The 14,613-nt window shown below is 61.6% G+C and carries 14 protein-coding genes; 8 read left to right on the forward strand and 6 right to left on the reverse strand.

The features are described from left to right. The first annotated feature begins 264 nt into the window (after positions 1–264). The 4 genes from thrS to JQ575_RS26970 all read left to right on the forward strand — a co-directional run bounded on the left by thrS (position 265) and on the right by JQ575_RS26970 (position 5,370). The gene (gene thrS, locus JQ575_RS26955; RefSeq protein WP_212036149.1) at positions 265–2,310 is read left to right on the forward strand and encodes a threonine--tRNA ligase; all 2,046 of its coding nucleotides are present in this window, start codon (positions 265–267) and stop codon (positions 2,308–2,310) included. Continuing rightward, entirely contained in the window at positions 2,310–2,510 is a 201-nt protein-coding gene (locus JQ575_RS26960; protein WP_192734009.1) for a hypothetical protein, read from the forward strand. Before thrS ends, JQ575_RS26960 begins: the two co-directional genes overlap by 1 nt. Before the next feature lie 100 nt (positions 2,511–2,610). Continuing rightward, the gene (locus JQ575_RS26965) at positions 2,611–3,174 is read left to right on the forward strand and encodes a nitroreductase (RefSeq protein ID WP_212036150.1); all 564 of its coding nucleotides are present in this window, start codon (positions 2,611–2,613) and stop codon (positions 3,172–3,174) included. A 1,197-nt stretch (positions 3,175–4,371) separates the two neighbouring features. Beyond that, entirely contained in the window at positions 4,372–5,370 is a 999-nt protein-coding gene (locus JQ575_RS26970) for an alpha/beta fold hydrolase (protein ID WP_212036216.1), read from the forward strand. Here JQ575_RS26970 and JQ575_RS26975 read toward each other — a convergent pair. Beyond that, positions 5,367–5,741 carry a response regulator gene (locus tag JQ575_RS26975; protein ID WP_212036151.1) on the reverse strand — a complete coding sequence of 125 codons (375 nt, stop codon included), beginning with the start codon at positions 5,739–5,741 and terminating at the stop codon, positions 5,367–5,369. The two genes, JQ575_RS26970 and JQ575_RS26975, sit on opposite strands and share 4 nt — an antisense overlap. Positions 5,742–6,036: 295 nt before the next feature. Between JQ575_RS26975 and JQ575_RS26980 the strand changes: the two genes are divergently transcribed. Beyond that, the gene (locus tag JQ575_RS26980; protein ID WP_409364827.1) at positions 6,037–7,017 is read left to right on the forward strand and encodes a sensor histidine kinase; all 981 of its coding nucleotides are present in this window, start codon (positions 6,037–6,039) and stop codon (positions 7,015–7,017) included. Between the two features lie 222 nt (positions 7,018–7,239). On the opposite strand, the gene JQ575_RS26985 is transcribed toward JQ575_RS26980, so the two are convergent. After that, a complete protein-coding gene (locus JQ575_RS26985) occupies positions 7,240–7,431 on the reverse strand; it encodes a hypothetical protein (protein WP_212036153.1) in 192 nt (63 codons plus the stop codon). 653 nt (positions 7,432–8,084) lie between these two features. Here JQ575_RS26985 and JQ575_RS26990 point away from each other — a divergent pair. Beyond that, positions 8,085–8,783: a Crp/Fnr family transcriptional regulator gene (locus tag JQ575_RS26990; protein ID WP_212036218.1), complete on the forward strand. Its 699-nt coding sequence runs from the start codon at positions 8,085–8,087 to the stop codon at positions 8,781–8,783. Between the two features lie 39 nt (positions 8,784–8,822). Here the strand turns inward: JQ575_RS26990 and JQ575_RS26995 are convergent, their stop codons facing one another. Continuing rightward, complete coding sequence (locus JQ575_RS26995; protein ID WP_212036154.1) at positions 8,823–9,890, reverse strand: hypothetical protein; 1,068 nt, start codon at positions 9,888–9,890, stop codon at positions 8,823–8,825. Positions 9,891–10,133: 243 nt separating this feature from the next. Between JQ575_RS26995 and JQ575_RS27000 the strand changes: the two genes are divergently transcribed. After that, positions 10,134–11,195, forward strand: coding sequence for a patatin-like phospholipase family protein (locus JQ575_RS27000; RefSeq protein WP_212036155.1), 1,062 nt, complete (start codon positions 10,134–10,136; stop codon positions 11,193–11,195). A gap of 5 nt (positions 11,196–11,200) precedes the next feature. Here the strand turns inward: JQ575_RS27000 and JQ575_RS27005 are convergent, their stop codons facing one another. Both JQ575_RS27005 and JQ575_RS27010 read right to left on the reverse strand, forming a co-directional pair. After that, positions 11,201–11,629: a CBS domain-containing protein gene (locus JQ575_RS27005; protein WP_212036156.1), complete on the reverse strand. Its 429-nt coding sequence runs from the start codon at positions 11,627–11,629 to the stop codon at positions 11,201–11,203. A 298-nt stretch (positions 11,630–11,927) separates the two neighbouring features. Then, the gene (locus tag JQ575_RS27010) at positions 11,928–12,722 is read right to left on the reverse strand and encodes a rhomboid family intramembrane serine protease (protein WP_212036157.1); all 795 of its coding nucleotides are present in this window, start codon (positions 12,720–12,722) and stop codon (positions 11,928–11,930) included. Between the two features lie 525 nt (positions 12,723–13,247). Between JQ575_RS27010 and JQ575_RS27015 the strand changes: the two genes are divergently transcribed. Further along, positions 13,248–13,808 (forward strand): PAS domain-containing protein, encoded by a 561-nt coding sequence (locus JQ575_RS27015; RefSeq protein WP_212036158.1) that lies wholly within the window; start codon positions 13,248–13,250, stop codon positions 13,806–13,808. On the opposite strand, the gene JQ575_RS27020 is transcribed toward JQ575_RS27015, so the two are convergent. Further along, the gene (locus JQ575_RS27020; RefSeq protein WP_249166917.1) at positions 13,795–14,493 is read right to left on the reverse strand and encodes an enoyl-CoA hydratase-related protein; all 699 of its coding nucleotides are present in this window, start codon (positions 14,491–14,493) and stop codon (positions 13,795–13,797) included. The genes JQ575_RS27015 and JQ575_RS27020 overlap by 14 nt on opposite strands. Positions 14,494–14,613 lie beyond the last annotated feature (120 nt).

Below are 14,613 nucleotides of genomic sequence, written 5' to 3' on the forward strand. Positions count from 1 at the left end.
GTGGAACTTTGGCGTCGTGCCCGCTTGCATCTCACGCGTCAGCGCGACGCGACGCCGTCACGCGCGCCGATCGCCTGCACGGTGGTTTTCGGCGGCGGACAGGTCGCCAGCAAGAGACCTCACAGGAGCGGGATACGTGTCATCGCAGGGATCGGGCCGCCGATTTTCTTGATATTGCCCGATTGCAGGAGCCGAATCCCCTGCTATACCGCCTGTTCCCGCTTACCTGCGCTCGTTCGCAGGAGTGAGCTCAAGGAGACGCCAATGCCTGACAGCAATGCACCCGCACCGGGATTCCAATTTGGCCTTGCGAACTTGAAACCGGCCGAACCCGTGCAAAAAATCACCCTCACCTTCCCCGATGGCGCCAGGCGCGAATTTCCTCAAGGTATTACCGGGCTCGAGATCGCCAAGGGCATCTCGCCGTCGCTGGCCAAGCGCACGGTCGCGATGGCGCTCGATGGCGTGGTCGCCGACCTCAACGATCCGATCTCGGGCGATGCCAGGATCGAGTTCGTCAACCGCGACGACCCCCGCGCGCTGGAACTGATCCGGCATGACGCCGCCCACGTGCTCGCCGAAGCGGTGCAGTCGCTGTGGCCGGGCACGCAGGTCACCATCGGCCCGGTGATCGAGAACGGCTTCTATTACGACTTCTTCCGCAACGAGCCGTTCACGCCGGAAGATTTCGCCGCGATCGAAAAGAAGATGCGCGAGATCGTCGCGCGCGACCAACCCTTCACCAAGGAAGTCTGGTCGCGCGAGAAGACCAAACAGGTGTTCCGCGACAAGGGCGAAGCCTTCAAGGTCGAACTGGTCGACGCCATTCCCGGCGACGAGCCGATCAAGATCTATTTCCAGGGCGACTGGTTCGATCTCTGCCGCGGGCCGCACATGACCTCGACCGGCAAGGTCGGCAATGCGTTCAAGCTGATGAAGGTCGCGGGCGCCTATTGGCGCGGCGACAGCAACAACCCGATGCTCACGCGCATCTACGGCACGGCATTCGCGAAGCAGGAAGACCTCGACCTCTATCTGAAGCAGATCGAGGAGGCCGAGAAGCGCGATCACCGCAAGCTCGGCCGCGAGCTCGACCTGTTTCACTTCCAGGAGGAAGGCCCCGGCGTGGTGTTCTGGCACCCGAAGGGCTGGACGGTGTTCCAGGCGCTGATCGCCTATATGCGCCGCCGCCTGACCGGCGACTACAGCGAGGTCAACGCGCCGCAGATCCTCGACAAGGTGCTGTGGGAGACATCAGGCCATTGGGACTGGTACCGCGAGAACATGTTCGCGGCGCAATCCGCCGGCGACGAGGCCGAGGACAAGCGCTGGTTTGCGCTCAAACCGATGAACTGTCCGGGCCATGTGCAGATCTTCAAGCACGGCCTAAAGAGCTACCGCGACTTGCCGCTGCGGCTCGCCGAATTCGGCGTGGTGCACCGCTATGAGCCGTCGGGCGCGATGCACGGCCTGATGCGCGTGCGCGGTTTTACGCAGGACGACGCGCATGTGTTCTGCACCGAAGCGCAGCTCGCCGACGAGTGCCTCAAGATCAACGACCTGATCCTGTCGACCTATGCGGATTTCGGCTTCGAGGGTGAGCTGACCATAAAGCTCTCGACCAAGCCGGAGAAGCGCGTCGGCACCGACGAGATGTGGGATCACGCCGAGCGCGTGATGGCCACCGTGCTGTCGGAAATCCAGGCCAGCGGCAGCAACCGCATCAAGACCGCGATCAATCCCGGCGAAGGCGCGTTCTACGGACCAAAGTTCGAATATGTGCTGCGCGACGCCATCGGCCGCGACTGGCAGTGCGGCACCACGCAGGTCGACTTCAACCTGCCGGAGCGGTTCGGCGCGTTCTACATCGATGCCGACGGCTCCAAGAAGGTGCCGGTCATGGTACACCGCGCGATCTGCGGCTCGATGGAACGCTTCATCGGCATCCTGATCGAGCATTTCGCCGGCAACTTCCCGCTCTGGCTGGCGCCGGTGCAGGCCGTCGTCACCACGATTACTTCCGAAGGCGACGAATACGCCAAGGTGGTCGCCGCCGCGGCGCGGCGCGCGGGCCTGCGCGTAGAGATCGACCTGCGCAACGAGAAGATCAACTACAAGGTCCGCGAGCACTCGCTGGCGAAGATCCCCGCGCTCCTCGTCGTCGGCAAGAAGGAAGCCGAGAGCCATTCGGTCTCGGTCCGCCGGCTCGGCAGCGAAGGCCAGAAGGTGATGCCGACCGACGAGGCGCTGGCGGCGCTGGTCGAGGAAGCCACCCCGCCGGACGTCAAGCGCGCCAGGCTCGAGACCTGATGACCGACGAGCAGGAGCTTCCCGCCTTTCCGATCCGGGCTTACCAGCTGATCCCGGATCCCAACCGGCCAACGGTGGTCGCGCTGGCGATCGAAACCGAGCAGGGACACAGCCTGTTCCTGGCCACGCGGGAGATCCTGGAAGACCTCGGGAAGGATCTTCTGGAACGGGCGGCGAAGATGCCGCCCCGCAAGCCTTAAGGCTCGTCACAATCGATCTAAACTGGCTTTCGGTGGCCTCCTTGCCTCCCTATCTGCGTGGTAGGCCATTGCCCAATCCTGTCCGACGAAAGAGATGCTCGTGCCCGATGCCCTTGAACTGCTAAAACTCCGCCGCTCCATCAAACCGCGCGAGATGAGCGGCCCCGGCCCCTCGGCCGACGAACTCGACACCATCCTGACCATCGGTTCGCGCGTGCCCGATCACGGCAAGCTGACGCCGTGGCGCTTCATCGTGTTCGAAGGCGACGCCCGCGCTCGCGCCGGCGACGTCATCGCAGCCGTGTTCGCGCGGAAGAATCCGGGCGCGCCGGCAGCCGATATCGAGATGGAGAAGCGCCGGCTGATGGACGCGCCGCTGGTCATCGCCGTGGTGAGTTTTGTGAAGCCGCACCCCAAGGTGCCGGCGTGGGAACAGGAATTGTCCGCCGGCGCCAGCGCCATGAACATCGTCACCGCGGCGACCGCGCTCGGCTACGGCGCCAACTGGCTGACCGGCTGGTTCGCGTTCGACCGCGACGTGCTCGAAGGGCTCGGCGTGAAGCCGGATGAGAAACTTGCCGGCTTCATCCATATCGGCACGCCGTCAAAACCCGCCGAGGACCGCCCTCGCCCGGCGCTGTCGGATATCGTGACGCGGTTTTAGGAGTCATCGGCCGGAGCCATCTCCGTTTCAGTTGAATCGGAACGGGTCCAATTTTCGGATTCAAATTTCAAACAGCCACTCCCGTCATTGCGAGCGCAGCGAAGCAATCCATTCTTTCTTTGCGTGGCGTCATGGATTGCTTCGCTGCGCTCGCAATGACGGAAGATACACTTTCGCATTCTCGCGGCGCATTGCGCCCGAGGTTTGCAATTAACTTCCTTGCCCTCGAAATCAGAGGGCGCAGGGAATGCCGGATGCGCGCTGCACCCGCGGTCTCGTGTGCGATTGTGCATAAGAATGCTGCACACGAGCATACAGGGCAGCGGAGAGCATCCGACATTCCCTGCGCAATGGCTTTACAGCTTATGGCGCGCTCTCCCCGGTGAGACGGTCTCTATTGCCACCGTCGTCCCTCGGAAGCGTTAGCTCCCGCAGGACTTGACGCCGTTACGGGCGCCAGGACCACACGCTTTCGCCGTACGCGTCAGCCGCGACCGTCAATCGCAACTTCAGCGTCCACCGCATCCCCGTCCCTCGTCGTGACGACGGCCGACGCCCCTCTTGATAGGACGGGATGGCGATAGATGCGCACTGATTTGGGCCGATTGGCAACAGGAATATTTTTGATTTTCGGAATCTTTTGACTTGACATGATTTCCGTAAATCAGAACTGATTTGCCCGTCGGGTTGATTTGTCGCGCGCAGACCGCAAGATTGCGCTTGCAAGCAAGGCGACGCAACTCGCAGTGAATGCGGGATGAACTTATTGATCCGAACAACCAGCGGACGTCCGCTTTATGACGCTATCGGTGAAGGACGCCGGGCCAACTGTGGCGGCCTTTGTTCGGCGATCAGAGCAAAATTGATCGAGCGGGATCGGCGAAGCCGTTCATACTCAAACCATGGCCTTGGGGCCTTGGAAGCAACACTGCTGACCCGTAAAGAGTTGCCTCCTGCTTATGGTCGCTAACGCGGCTGTAAATAGCTCTGCGCCGACGATGCCCGCCGCCCATGGCGCCCGGTTGATTGCACTGGGTTACATGGTCGATCTTACCGGTCGGCTGCATATGCGCCTGAAGCCGCGACTTCTCAAACGGTTGAGGAACGATCCGTGCTGCGGGCGGTTTAACGCACACTGCAACATTTGTCGGGTGGCCGACGTTTCGTGCAGGCACCCATGGTGTGAGCATGACCCCGATGAACCGATTAAGCCGGCTTCCGACCTCCGTCAGGCGAAACCGGAACGTTGCAGCGGGACATTCCTATGCGGTGGCCGCAGTTGTTGCGGCAGGAGCGCTGGCGGCGACCGCGCTTCTGAACCGTCATCTGGCGAAGAAGGCAGAGCACGACAATCCGCCGGCCGGCCAGTTCCTCGATGTGGACGGTGTCCGTCTGCACTACGTGGAAAGAGGTTCGGGTGAGCCGCTGGTGCTTCTGCATGGCAACGGCAGCATGATCCAGGATTTCGAATCCAGTGGGCTGGTCGACCTAGCCGCCAAGAGCTACAGGGTCATCATCATCGACCGTCCCGGGTTCGGCCACAGCAGCCGACCGCGCAATGTCGTGTGGACGCCCGATGCCCAAGCCCAATTGATCCGGCGCGCGCTCGAGCGGCTCGGCGTGTCACAGGCAATCGTACTCGGGCACTCCTGGGGTGCATCGGTGGCGGTCGCCCTGGCTCTCAAGTTTCCCGACATGGTGCGCGGCCTGGTTCTCGCCTCGGGCTACTACTATCCCACCCTGCGTCCCGACGTCGTGGCCCTGTCCGCCCCGGCTGTCCCCGTTGTGGGTGATATCATGGGCCACACGCTGTCGCCCATGATCAGCAGGCTGATGTGGCCGCTCATGATGGCGAAGATCTTCGGACCCAAGTCGGCGCCTGCCAAGTTCCAGCAGTTCCCGAAGGAGATGGCGCTTCGTCCTTCGCAGATCCGCGCTTCGGCCGCCGAGTCGGCGCTCATGATTCCGGACGCCTTCCATTTCGAGGACAAGTATGCCGAGCTCAAAATGCCAGTCGTCATCATCGCCGGCGAAAACGACCGGCTGATCGACATCGACAAACAATCGGCCCGGTTGCATTCCGACGTTTCGCAGAGCGCGTTTCACCGCGTTCCTCGAACCGGCCACATGATTCACCAGACAGCGACGGGCGAGGTGATGGCTGCGATAAACGAAGTTGCCGGCAGCGGCCTTTAGGCCGCAATCAGTTGACGAAGGGTTTCGGTGATTTCGGCAGGGCTGTAAGGTTTTGGCAAAAAACGGCTGCCCTCCGGCAAATCACCGATACCAAGTTTGGCTCGGCCTGAAGTGGCCACGATCAAAATCGGAGGCCAACGGTCCCGAACCGCGGCAACAAGCTTGAGACCATCCATGCTGCCCGGCATCTGGATATCGGTGAATACGACAGTGATGTCCAAGCGACGTTCAAGAATTGCAATGGCTTCATCTGCGCTCGCCGCTTCGACGGCTTCAAATCCTGCCTCTTCGATCATTTCGACGGCGTTTAACCGGATCAGCAATTCATCTTCAACGATAAGGATGACCGCACGTTTCGCATCTGAAATCATCGGTCTTTTTTCCACTAATGAGCGTCGGCGTTACACCATGATCTATGTCGGGAGCCGAACATATATTCGAACCATTTGAGGTCGACGGAGTTGGTTCCGATGGCTGCGATTTCGCAGATCATCCCGAATTTCTAACTCGGCATGTGCAGCCGGGATCGTCGTTGGCGCCGGTCTAATCGACCGAGCCCGACAAAGTTCACATCGCTTGGGAAAAAACATGGAAGCGCAAGGTGATAGCCTGGTTGAGGCGGTGCCTCTTCCGACGTTCTCCAAGAGCCCCCTGGAGAAGTCGGGCCTGCCAGTTTGGGATGTGGAACAATTACGTTTGGCTGTTGCTGCTGCGGGGGTCGCGTTGTGGTCCTGGAACGTGGATACCAATCGATTCACGATGGACGAAAGAGCTTTCGATCTTTGGGGCGTCCCGCTCAGTGGATCCGTGACGTTTGACGACCTTTCTTCGCATGTTCATCCGGCGGACCGCGACAGGGTGAAAGCGGCATTCGCGGCCACGCGCGCCATCATCGGCGCTTATGAAATCGACTTCCGCATCATGGTCGGCGAGGAGGTCAGGTGGGTGTCGGCCCGAGGCCAGGGCAACGATGCGGATATCGTCGGTCGCATCATGTACGGGATTTTCCTGGACGTCACCGGACGTAAGCAAGCCGAGGAAGGTCATGAGTTGCTGGCGGGGGAGATGAGCCACCGGGTGAAAAATCTACTAGCCATTGCATCCGGTCTCACGGCCATTACTTCGCGGTCCGCCAAGACGACGGCCGAAATGGCGAAAGAACTGACGCATCGGCTGACCGCGTTAGGTCGCGCCCATGATCTTGTTCGTCCGCTTCCGGGTCAGGGAGGAAAAGCCGCACTTCTTGGTGACCTGTTGACGGTACTGCTTGCACCATATGACGACATGGGAGCATTCAGCGGTCGCGTCCGGGTCTCAGTCCCTCGCATGGGCGTGGGCGAGCAGGCGGCTACAACACTCGCCCTCGTTGTCCATGAACTCGCCACCAATTCGCTGAAGTATGGCGCTCTGTCGTCACCAACCGGCACACTGGATATCGCCTGCGCCGCCCATGATACGGACGTACTAATAGTCTGGACTGAACGTGGCGGCCCGCCAGTCGCCGCCCCCGCTAGTGAGGGGGGATATGGAAGCAAAATGCTCAACCGTGCCATGACAATCCAGCTTGGCGGCTCAATTTCCTGCGATTGGAGCGCGGAGGGCATTATCGTGACGCTTCACATGACCAAAGACCGGCTCAAGGCCTGACGTCAGCTTTGGGTCCAGACTGTGTAAAAACGATCCTGGGCTTGAACTGAAGGCGCCGCCAATGGAAGCGATCCACCTCGATGGAGGTTCTCACCGGTTTGCGCCGGAAGAAACGCAGCGCGTCGGAAGGCGCATCGCTCATTGTGCTATGACTCGCTCCGAATTCAGGATTTGGATCATCTCGGGTCAAAATCCGACATTCAGCAACTCTCCTGATCCGCGTTATTTCGACTTGGCGGTTTGTGGTGTGAGTGCGCGCTTCATAGTGGCGTACATCCTCAACTGTGCGGCGTTACGAAGTGCATTCTGTCTCGCCTCTCCTTCAGGCAATTGATGTGCCTCGCTGGCGCGCGCGTCTGCCTGCTCATCCAGATGGTCCGCCGTCAAGAATGTAACCTTGGTCTTGTTACGCATGCGGGCCTCAATTCGATAAGTCCAAATCGTTGTCAAACCAATCCAGGCGTTCCGATTGCGGCAGGCTGCATAGGACCTGCATTTGATGGATGTGGCCGCAGTCCGTACAGCACAGCATCCAGTGCTCGTATCCTGGTCCCGAAGGCGTGATTCGCCGCACGGTGGTAGCGCCCCGGCAACGGTGGCATCGGGAGCTTGAAAGGACCCGGGATGGCGAAAGGGCAATTTGAGCGGCCATTTTTGATCTTCCGCGAGATTGCAAAAGTTTACTCCGGGGGTTTAAGCTCGCCGCCAAGCCACCCTGTCACGTCGCCGCTCATGGGGTCGCTGACCACCAAGGTTCGCTGGACACGATCGCATCTAGGGCACTCGAACGTGCGGAGTTCGTAACCCGCTGGGCCGGACGCAATGCCAGTCAGGTTCGTGCGGGTCTGGCAGTGCTGACAGCGCAGGCGCTCGAGTGCGCTAAGCGGCGGACCGGTTGGAAGCGCATGGGCGCCGGGCATGTAAGGCATCCCTTTTGGATCAGACGGATGCACGACACGTTGCCGGACACCGGCTCTGACGGGGTGATTCTGGCCCCCTGGAAACTGGTCCGCTGGTCAATATTGACCACAACACACGATTTTCAATATTTAGGTTTCGCCGGTCCAATGGAGGGGCTTGTGAAGTCTGCAAAGCGAAAGTTCGATCCCCAGGCTTTTCTAGCCAAAGTCGGGACCGGGAAAACGATACAGAAGTATCGTAAAAACCGGATCATCTACGCTCAAGGCGAAGAAGCTGACCGGATTTTTTACATCCAATCGGGCAAGGTCAAGGTGACCGTTGTTTCCGAGCAGGGCAAAGAAGCGGTCGTCAGCATTTTGGACCCTGCGCAGTTTTTCGGCGAGGGATGCCTGAACGGTCAGGCGTTCCGCGTTGGAACCGCGAGGGCGTTGGAGGAGTGCGTTATCACCTCAATAACGCGGAAGGCGATGCTGGGGGCGCTCCGCAAGGAGCCCAGATTTTCAGAACTTTTCGTGACTTTCCTGGTGACCCGGAGCAACCGCATTGAAGAGGATTTGATCGACCAGCTCTTCAATTCGAGCGAGAAGCGGCTCGCACGTCTGCTTCTTTTGCTGGCCAATTTCGGGAAAAATGAAAAGCCGACGCCAATCGATGCTTCAATCAATCAAGGAACGTTGGCGGAAATGATCGGAACAACCAGATCCCGGGTGAGCTACTTCCTGAACAAATTTCGCAAGCTGGGATTGATCAGCTACAATGGAAAGATCGAGGTGCACCGCTCTTTGCTGAACGCAGTCTTGTATGAGAAGCCTCAGCTACAAAGAGCTGACGAGCCATCCCAATAGGCTCTAAATGGCGGATTACGCCTTCAACGAAGCAAGCGATCAGCGCGCTACGACCTCGACCTCGCCGTCAACGCCGTTCACCACGTTGAACGGGCGCTCGAACACCTTGCCTTCGTTCTTGGCGATGGCGCGGTATTCGCCTTCGGACAGCACGACGCGCGGGAACGCGCCGATCGATTCCTTGATGACGTCGCCGCCCGGCGTGATGACCGACCAGGCGGTGTTGGCGAGCGCCTCGCCGCCCTTGTCGCTGACCAGTTTCAGCGTGATGACCGCGGCGCGATGGGTGACGATCACATCGGTCAGCTTGCCCGCCTGCACGCGGATGTCGGAACGGACAACGGAATTGGCGTCGCCGTAGTTGGAGATGATGTAATACGTGCCCTCCGGCAGCAGCGCGACGTCGCCGCCGGCGACGTTGGGCAATAGCGAGGTCCGCTCGGCGCCGTCGAACTGGCTGCCTTTATAGATCGCGAACGAAATCTGGTTCGGCGGAATCTTGGAGGTGCCGACGCGGCCTTCGATGCGCAGGCCGCCGGCCGGAAGCACGAAGGATTCGCGATCGGTCTCCGACTTCAGGCTCACCGCCCGCACCGCGCTGACGAGGCCGAGCGCGACGTGCACGACGTAATTGCCCGGCGGCAGCACGATGTTCGGGGTCGCACCGCGGTCCTCGCGGATCAGGCGGAACGTGCCGTTATCGTCCGGCTTGTCGGCGAACACCCGCCACACCAGTCCGCTGTTGATGACCGGCAAATCCTTGCCGTAGCGCGCCGTCAAGGACAGCACGGCCTGGCCGGGCGTCGCGGCGCCCGGCGGCGGCGCCGCTGGCGGGACGGTGGCGATCGACGGCGGCACCAGGGTCGGCTGCGTCAGCGTTGGCGGCAGGGTTGGAATCGAACCTGGCGGCGCCAGGTTCATTGCAGGGCCGGACGGCGCATCCGGAATCGAACCCGGCGGCACCGGCGGCGGGCGATCGGAGAACATCTGGGCCGAAGCCGGGCTGGAAGCGAGCAACACCAAGGCAAGCATTGGGGCAAGCAGAAGCCGCGGGAAAAGCCGCCATGCGCCCCCGTCCCCGCCGATGCCATTGCCTCGCCAAGTCATCGCCATGCTTTTCACTGAAAACGCGGCAAATTCAAGCCTGCAGAGTAGCCCGAAAGAGCTGCCCGAAGCCCCCCGGACCAAGGAACCGGCAGTTGATCCCGCGGTCGTGGTCCAGTCATAATCCCTGCCTGGGCCGCTTTGGCCGGGCATAAACCATGCGCTGGGAGTTTTGGGGAATTGATTGACATGATTCTGGTACGGCCATGCCGCGGCGAATATGCTTGAGCCGCAGGAGAGTTTTTCGTGTTGGATAACTGGATGGGCCGCGGCCAAAAGGGCTCCGACGGCCGCGACGAGGTAGGGCTCGGCAGCATCCGCCGGCCGGTGATCGGGCTCGCGCTGGGCGGCGGCGCCGCGCGCGGATTCGCCCATATCGGTATCATCAAGACCCTGGTTGCCCACGGTATCCACCCCAATGTCGTGGTGGGAACGTCGATGGGGGCGGTGATCGGCGGCGGCTACGCCTCCGGAAATCTCGAAAAGGTGGAAGAATGGGCGCGCGGCCTGCAGCCGCGCAATATTTTCGGCTATCTCGATATCCGTCTCAACGGCTCCGGCCTGATCGGCGGCAGCAGGCTTGCCGCCCAACTCGAGACGACGATGGGCCAGGGCCTGATCGAGGACCTGCCGGTGAAATTCGCCACTGTTGCGACCGAAGTGCGCACCGGCCACGAGATCTGGCTGACCCATGGCCGCATGATCGACGCGATGCAGGCCTCATACGCGCTGCCGGGAATATTCTCGCCGGTCCTGATCGGCGATCGCTGGCTGGTCGACGGCGCGCTGGTCAACCCGGTTCCGGTGTCGGCGGCCCGCGCCCTCGGCGCGGAGATCGTCATCGCCGCCAATCTCTCCAGCGACATCTTCACCCACGCAACAACGATTTATTCCCATGGCGCGGCAGCGGACCTTAACGTCTCGGTCGTACCTGAGGCAGTACCTGAAGCCGAACCAGCAAAGCGCGGTTTCGGAAGGTTTTTCTCGGCAGAGCGCACCATGAAGCGCGAGTTCTTCGGCGGCGGCGGACGGCCGGGAATTTCCACCGTCATGGTGGACGCCTTCAACATCATGCAGGACCGCATCACCCGCGCGCGGCTGGCAGGCGATCCGCCGGATCTTCTGATCTCGCCCCGTGTCGCCAAGATCGGCTTGTTCGATTTTCACCGCGCCGACGATCTGATCGCCCATGGCGCGCGCGCCGCCGAGCGCGCGATCGATTCCATCCAGGAAGCGATCCACATTCTGGCGCCGCCAGCGGCTAATGCCGCCGCGGCCGCCGAAAAGGCCGAACCGGAAAAAGAATAGGGGGTTCAGGCGGTCTTGATGTAGTCGCGCAGCGCTTCCTGCTCGGCTTCATATTCGTGGACGCGGCGCTTGACGATGTCGCCGATCGAGATCAGGCCGACCACCTTGCCCTCCTCGACCACAGGCAAATGCCTGAACTTGCCGAGCGTCATCATTTCCATGATGCCGCTGACCGTGTCCTGTTCCCGGCAACTGACGACCTTGCGCGTCATCACGGTGCTGACCGGCTCATCCAGCACCTTGGCGCCGCGCTCGCCGAGCACACGGACGATATCGCGTTCCGACAGGATGCCTTCGAGGCGTCCCTGGTTCATGACCAGCACGGCGCCGATCCTGCGCTCGCCCAGGAGCTTGACCGCGGCCGAGAGCTTGGCGTCCGGCTCGACGCTCAGGATGTCATGGCCTTTGGAATCGAGAATTGCACGTACCGTCATTGCCGCCTCCTGAATCGGTGCGCACCCCTTTTGGTTTGGGGGGTCGACTTGTTCGCGAGTCTTCAATCAACAGTTCCGCGCCGTACTCGTTTCAAGAGCGTTCGTTTCAGGCGCGGTGTCTAGATCGGGATGATTTCATCCCGATCCATTTTCTTGTTTGAGCATGATCTTTCGGAAAACCGGTGTCCACTTTTCCGGATCATGCTCTAGCTCAGCTGTCCTGCACGGCAGCGGGCTTTGTCTTGTGTCACGACATGTGAAGATGATGGATGAAATCGCGGTGCGCCGCAAGCGACGATCAGACGCGGTCGGCCTCGTCAGGCGATGACGCATCTGCAGCATGCGTTGCCATCCGCCGCACCGGATCGAACAGCGAAAACAGCATCAGGCCGGCGAGAAATCCACCGATATGCGCTTGCCACGCCACGGTGCCGCCGTCGGCGCCGATCGCAATCGATCCGACGCCAAAGATGATGTTGACGCCGAACCACACCGCCAGAAATGCCAGCACGCGGGTGTCGCGAAAGGCCTGTCCGAGCGACAGCGCCGGCACCTTCGCCGCTTCATCCGCGTCGCCGCGGCTGAACGACAGAAAGCTCCCTTTCACAAAGGCAAAGCGGATCGCGGCCGCCATGGTGCCGGACACCGACGCCGACGCGCCGATCATCGGCGCGATCGCGTGTTCATGCGTGAGCAGATGCGCAAGCGCGCCGGCCGCGGCCGTCACGGCCATGAAAACGTAAAACCTGACCGGGCCGAACCGGCGCGCCAGCGCGCTGCCGAACGGCAACAGCCACAGCACGTTGAAGCCGATATGGGTGAGATTGGCGTGCAGCAGCGAATAGGTGACGAAGGTCCAGACCTTGGCGCCCGTGCCGCCGGGAAAATCGATGTTGAGCAGCGTTGAATCGTAGCGTTTCGGAATGAAACCGAAGACGTCGATGGTCCAGTTCTCGAGTTCCGGCGGCAGCAGCACCCGCAGGTGAATGACCGCGATCAGCGCGACATAGGCCGTCAGCGCACCCGGCAGGGTCAGGATCGGCTCGCGCGGACCTTCCGGGGCTTCAAGCTGGGTTTCAGGCTGGGATTCCAAGGGGCCAAGGACCTTTAGAGACTTTTAGAGCGGCTTTGGGGAACAATCGGCCCAGATAGGCGGCTTTCCCCGCGCGGTGCAAGTGCACAAACGTCCGAACCATCAAAGGCGCTGCACTGCGTCCGGGACACGAAACTGCTGTGCCAAAAAAGAAAAAGGGAGGATGCTGAGAACATCCTCCCTCGTCGCCGATCTTTTCGCGCCCCTGGAGCTTAGGGGGAACATCCCCACCCCTCCCCGCGCGACGACCAAACTGTTTGACGCCACCTGTGTACCAACCGAGCCGGTCGGCTCGAGATAAGCCGGCCGGGTCCGATGCGTTCCACTCTACGCAGGCCGCGACGGGATCGCCAATCTCATAGTTAATTTAACGTTAACAACGCAAAGCCGCGGCCAAAGCGGCCAAATCGCGTCCACGGCATGGACGCTGCACAGCCTGTCCTGCACAACACAGAAGGGACAGCACGTGAGCAAAATCGGGACAGATATGTGCCGCCCTGCCACGGGCGGGGGCAAGGCCAACGTATGAAACATCCATCGAGCCGTCAGTTTTTTGCCTATTGGGACGCAAAACGCGGCCACGCGCGGGCACCTGACCGCAGCGAGATCGAACCATCAGCGGTACGCGAACTGCTCGGCGACATCTTCGTGCTGGGGTACGAAAGCGAAGCCGGCTTCCCCTTCCGCGTCGCCGGAACACGGGTCTGCGCCCTGCTCGGCCGCGACGCAAAGGACAGCAGCTTCACCGCGCTGTTCGCAGATGAGAGCCGCCGCGAGATCGAGGACATCGTGACTTACGTCGCCGAAGAGATGCTGGCCGCCGTCGCCGGCATCACCGCGACGTCGGAAGACGGCCGGACTGCGCATCTGGAACTACTGCTGCTGCCGTTCAACAACCGCGCGCACGCGCCGATCAGCGTCACCGGCCTGCTGGCGCCGTTCGAGGACGATCTCGGCACGCTGAAGGATTTCAAGCTGACGTCGTGGCGCTATCTGCACCGGCCGGAGAAACTCGTTCCCCGCGCCTTGCGCAAGCTGGCCATCGCACGCGGCTTCATGGTGTACGAAGGAATTACCGGCCGCTGAACCGCGCGGCGCGCTTTTCAAGAAACGCGTTGCGTCCTTCCAGCGCATCGGCACTCTTGCGAATGTCGGCCTGCGTCTCGATTTCGCGCCGGAACTGATCGGCATAGCTTGCGTGTTCGCTCTCCTCGATCAGGCGGCGTGTCGCAACCAGCGCCCGCGTCGGACCATCCGCGAGCTTGCGCGCCAGCGCCAGCGCGCCGCCCTGAAGCGCGGCATCATCGAACACTTCCCGGACCAGCCCCCATTCCTTGGCTATCTCGGCCGATAGCGGCTCGTTGGTCAGCATCAGTTCGAGCGCACGCTGCCGGCCGACCAGGCGCGGCAACAGCCAGGTCGAGCCGAGATCAGGCACCAGCGCGATCCGGCTGAAGACCTGAATGAAGCTCGCCGAACGCGCCGCGACGATCACGTCTCCCGCCATCGCGAGGCTGAAGCCGCCGCCGGCCGCAACACCATTGACCGCCACCACGACCGGCACTTTGCATTCACGCAGCGCCTTGAAGGCCGGCCAATAATACCGCATCACGCCGTCGACGATGTCGTCGCCGAGGATGGCGGCGGCCTTGAGGTTTTGCCCGGAGCAAAAGCCGCGTCCGGCGCCAGTCAGGACCAGCGCCCGTACCCGGGGATCCTCGGTCATCTCGCCGATCGCGAGCGCGAGATCGGCTAACAGATCGGGCGTCATCGCAACGTCGCAGGCTCGTCCAGTGTCAGCACGCCGACGGCGTCGTCGCGGTCCCGCTTCACTCCCGGCATCGCATCCCTCCCTTAACTTGGCCGGCCCTGCCGGGCCCGACATTAAGCA

It is taken from the genome of Bradyrhizobium sp. JYMT SZCCT0428, assembly GCF_018131075.1.
Lineage (GTDB): Bacteria > Pseudomonadota > Alphaproteobacteria > Rhizobiales > Xanthobacteraceae > Bradyrhizobium.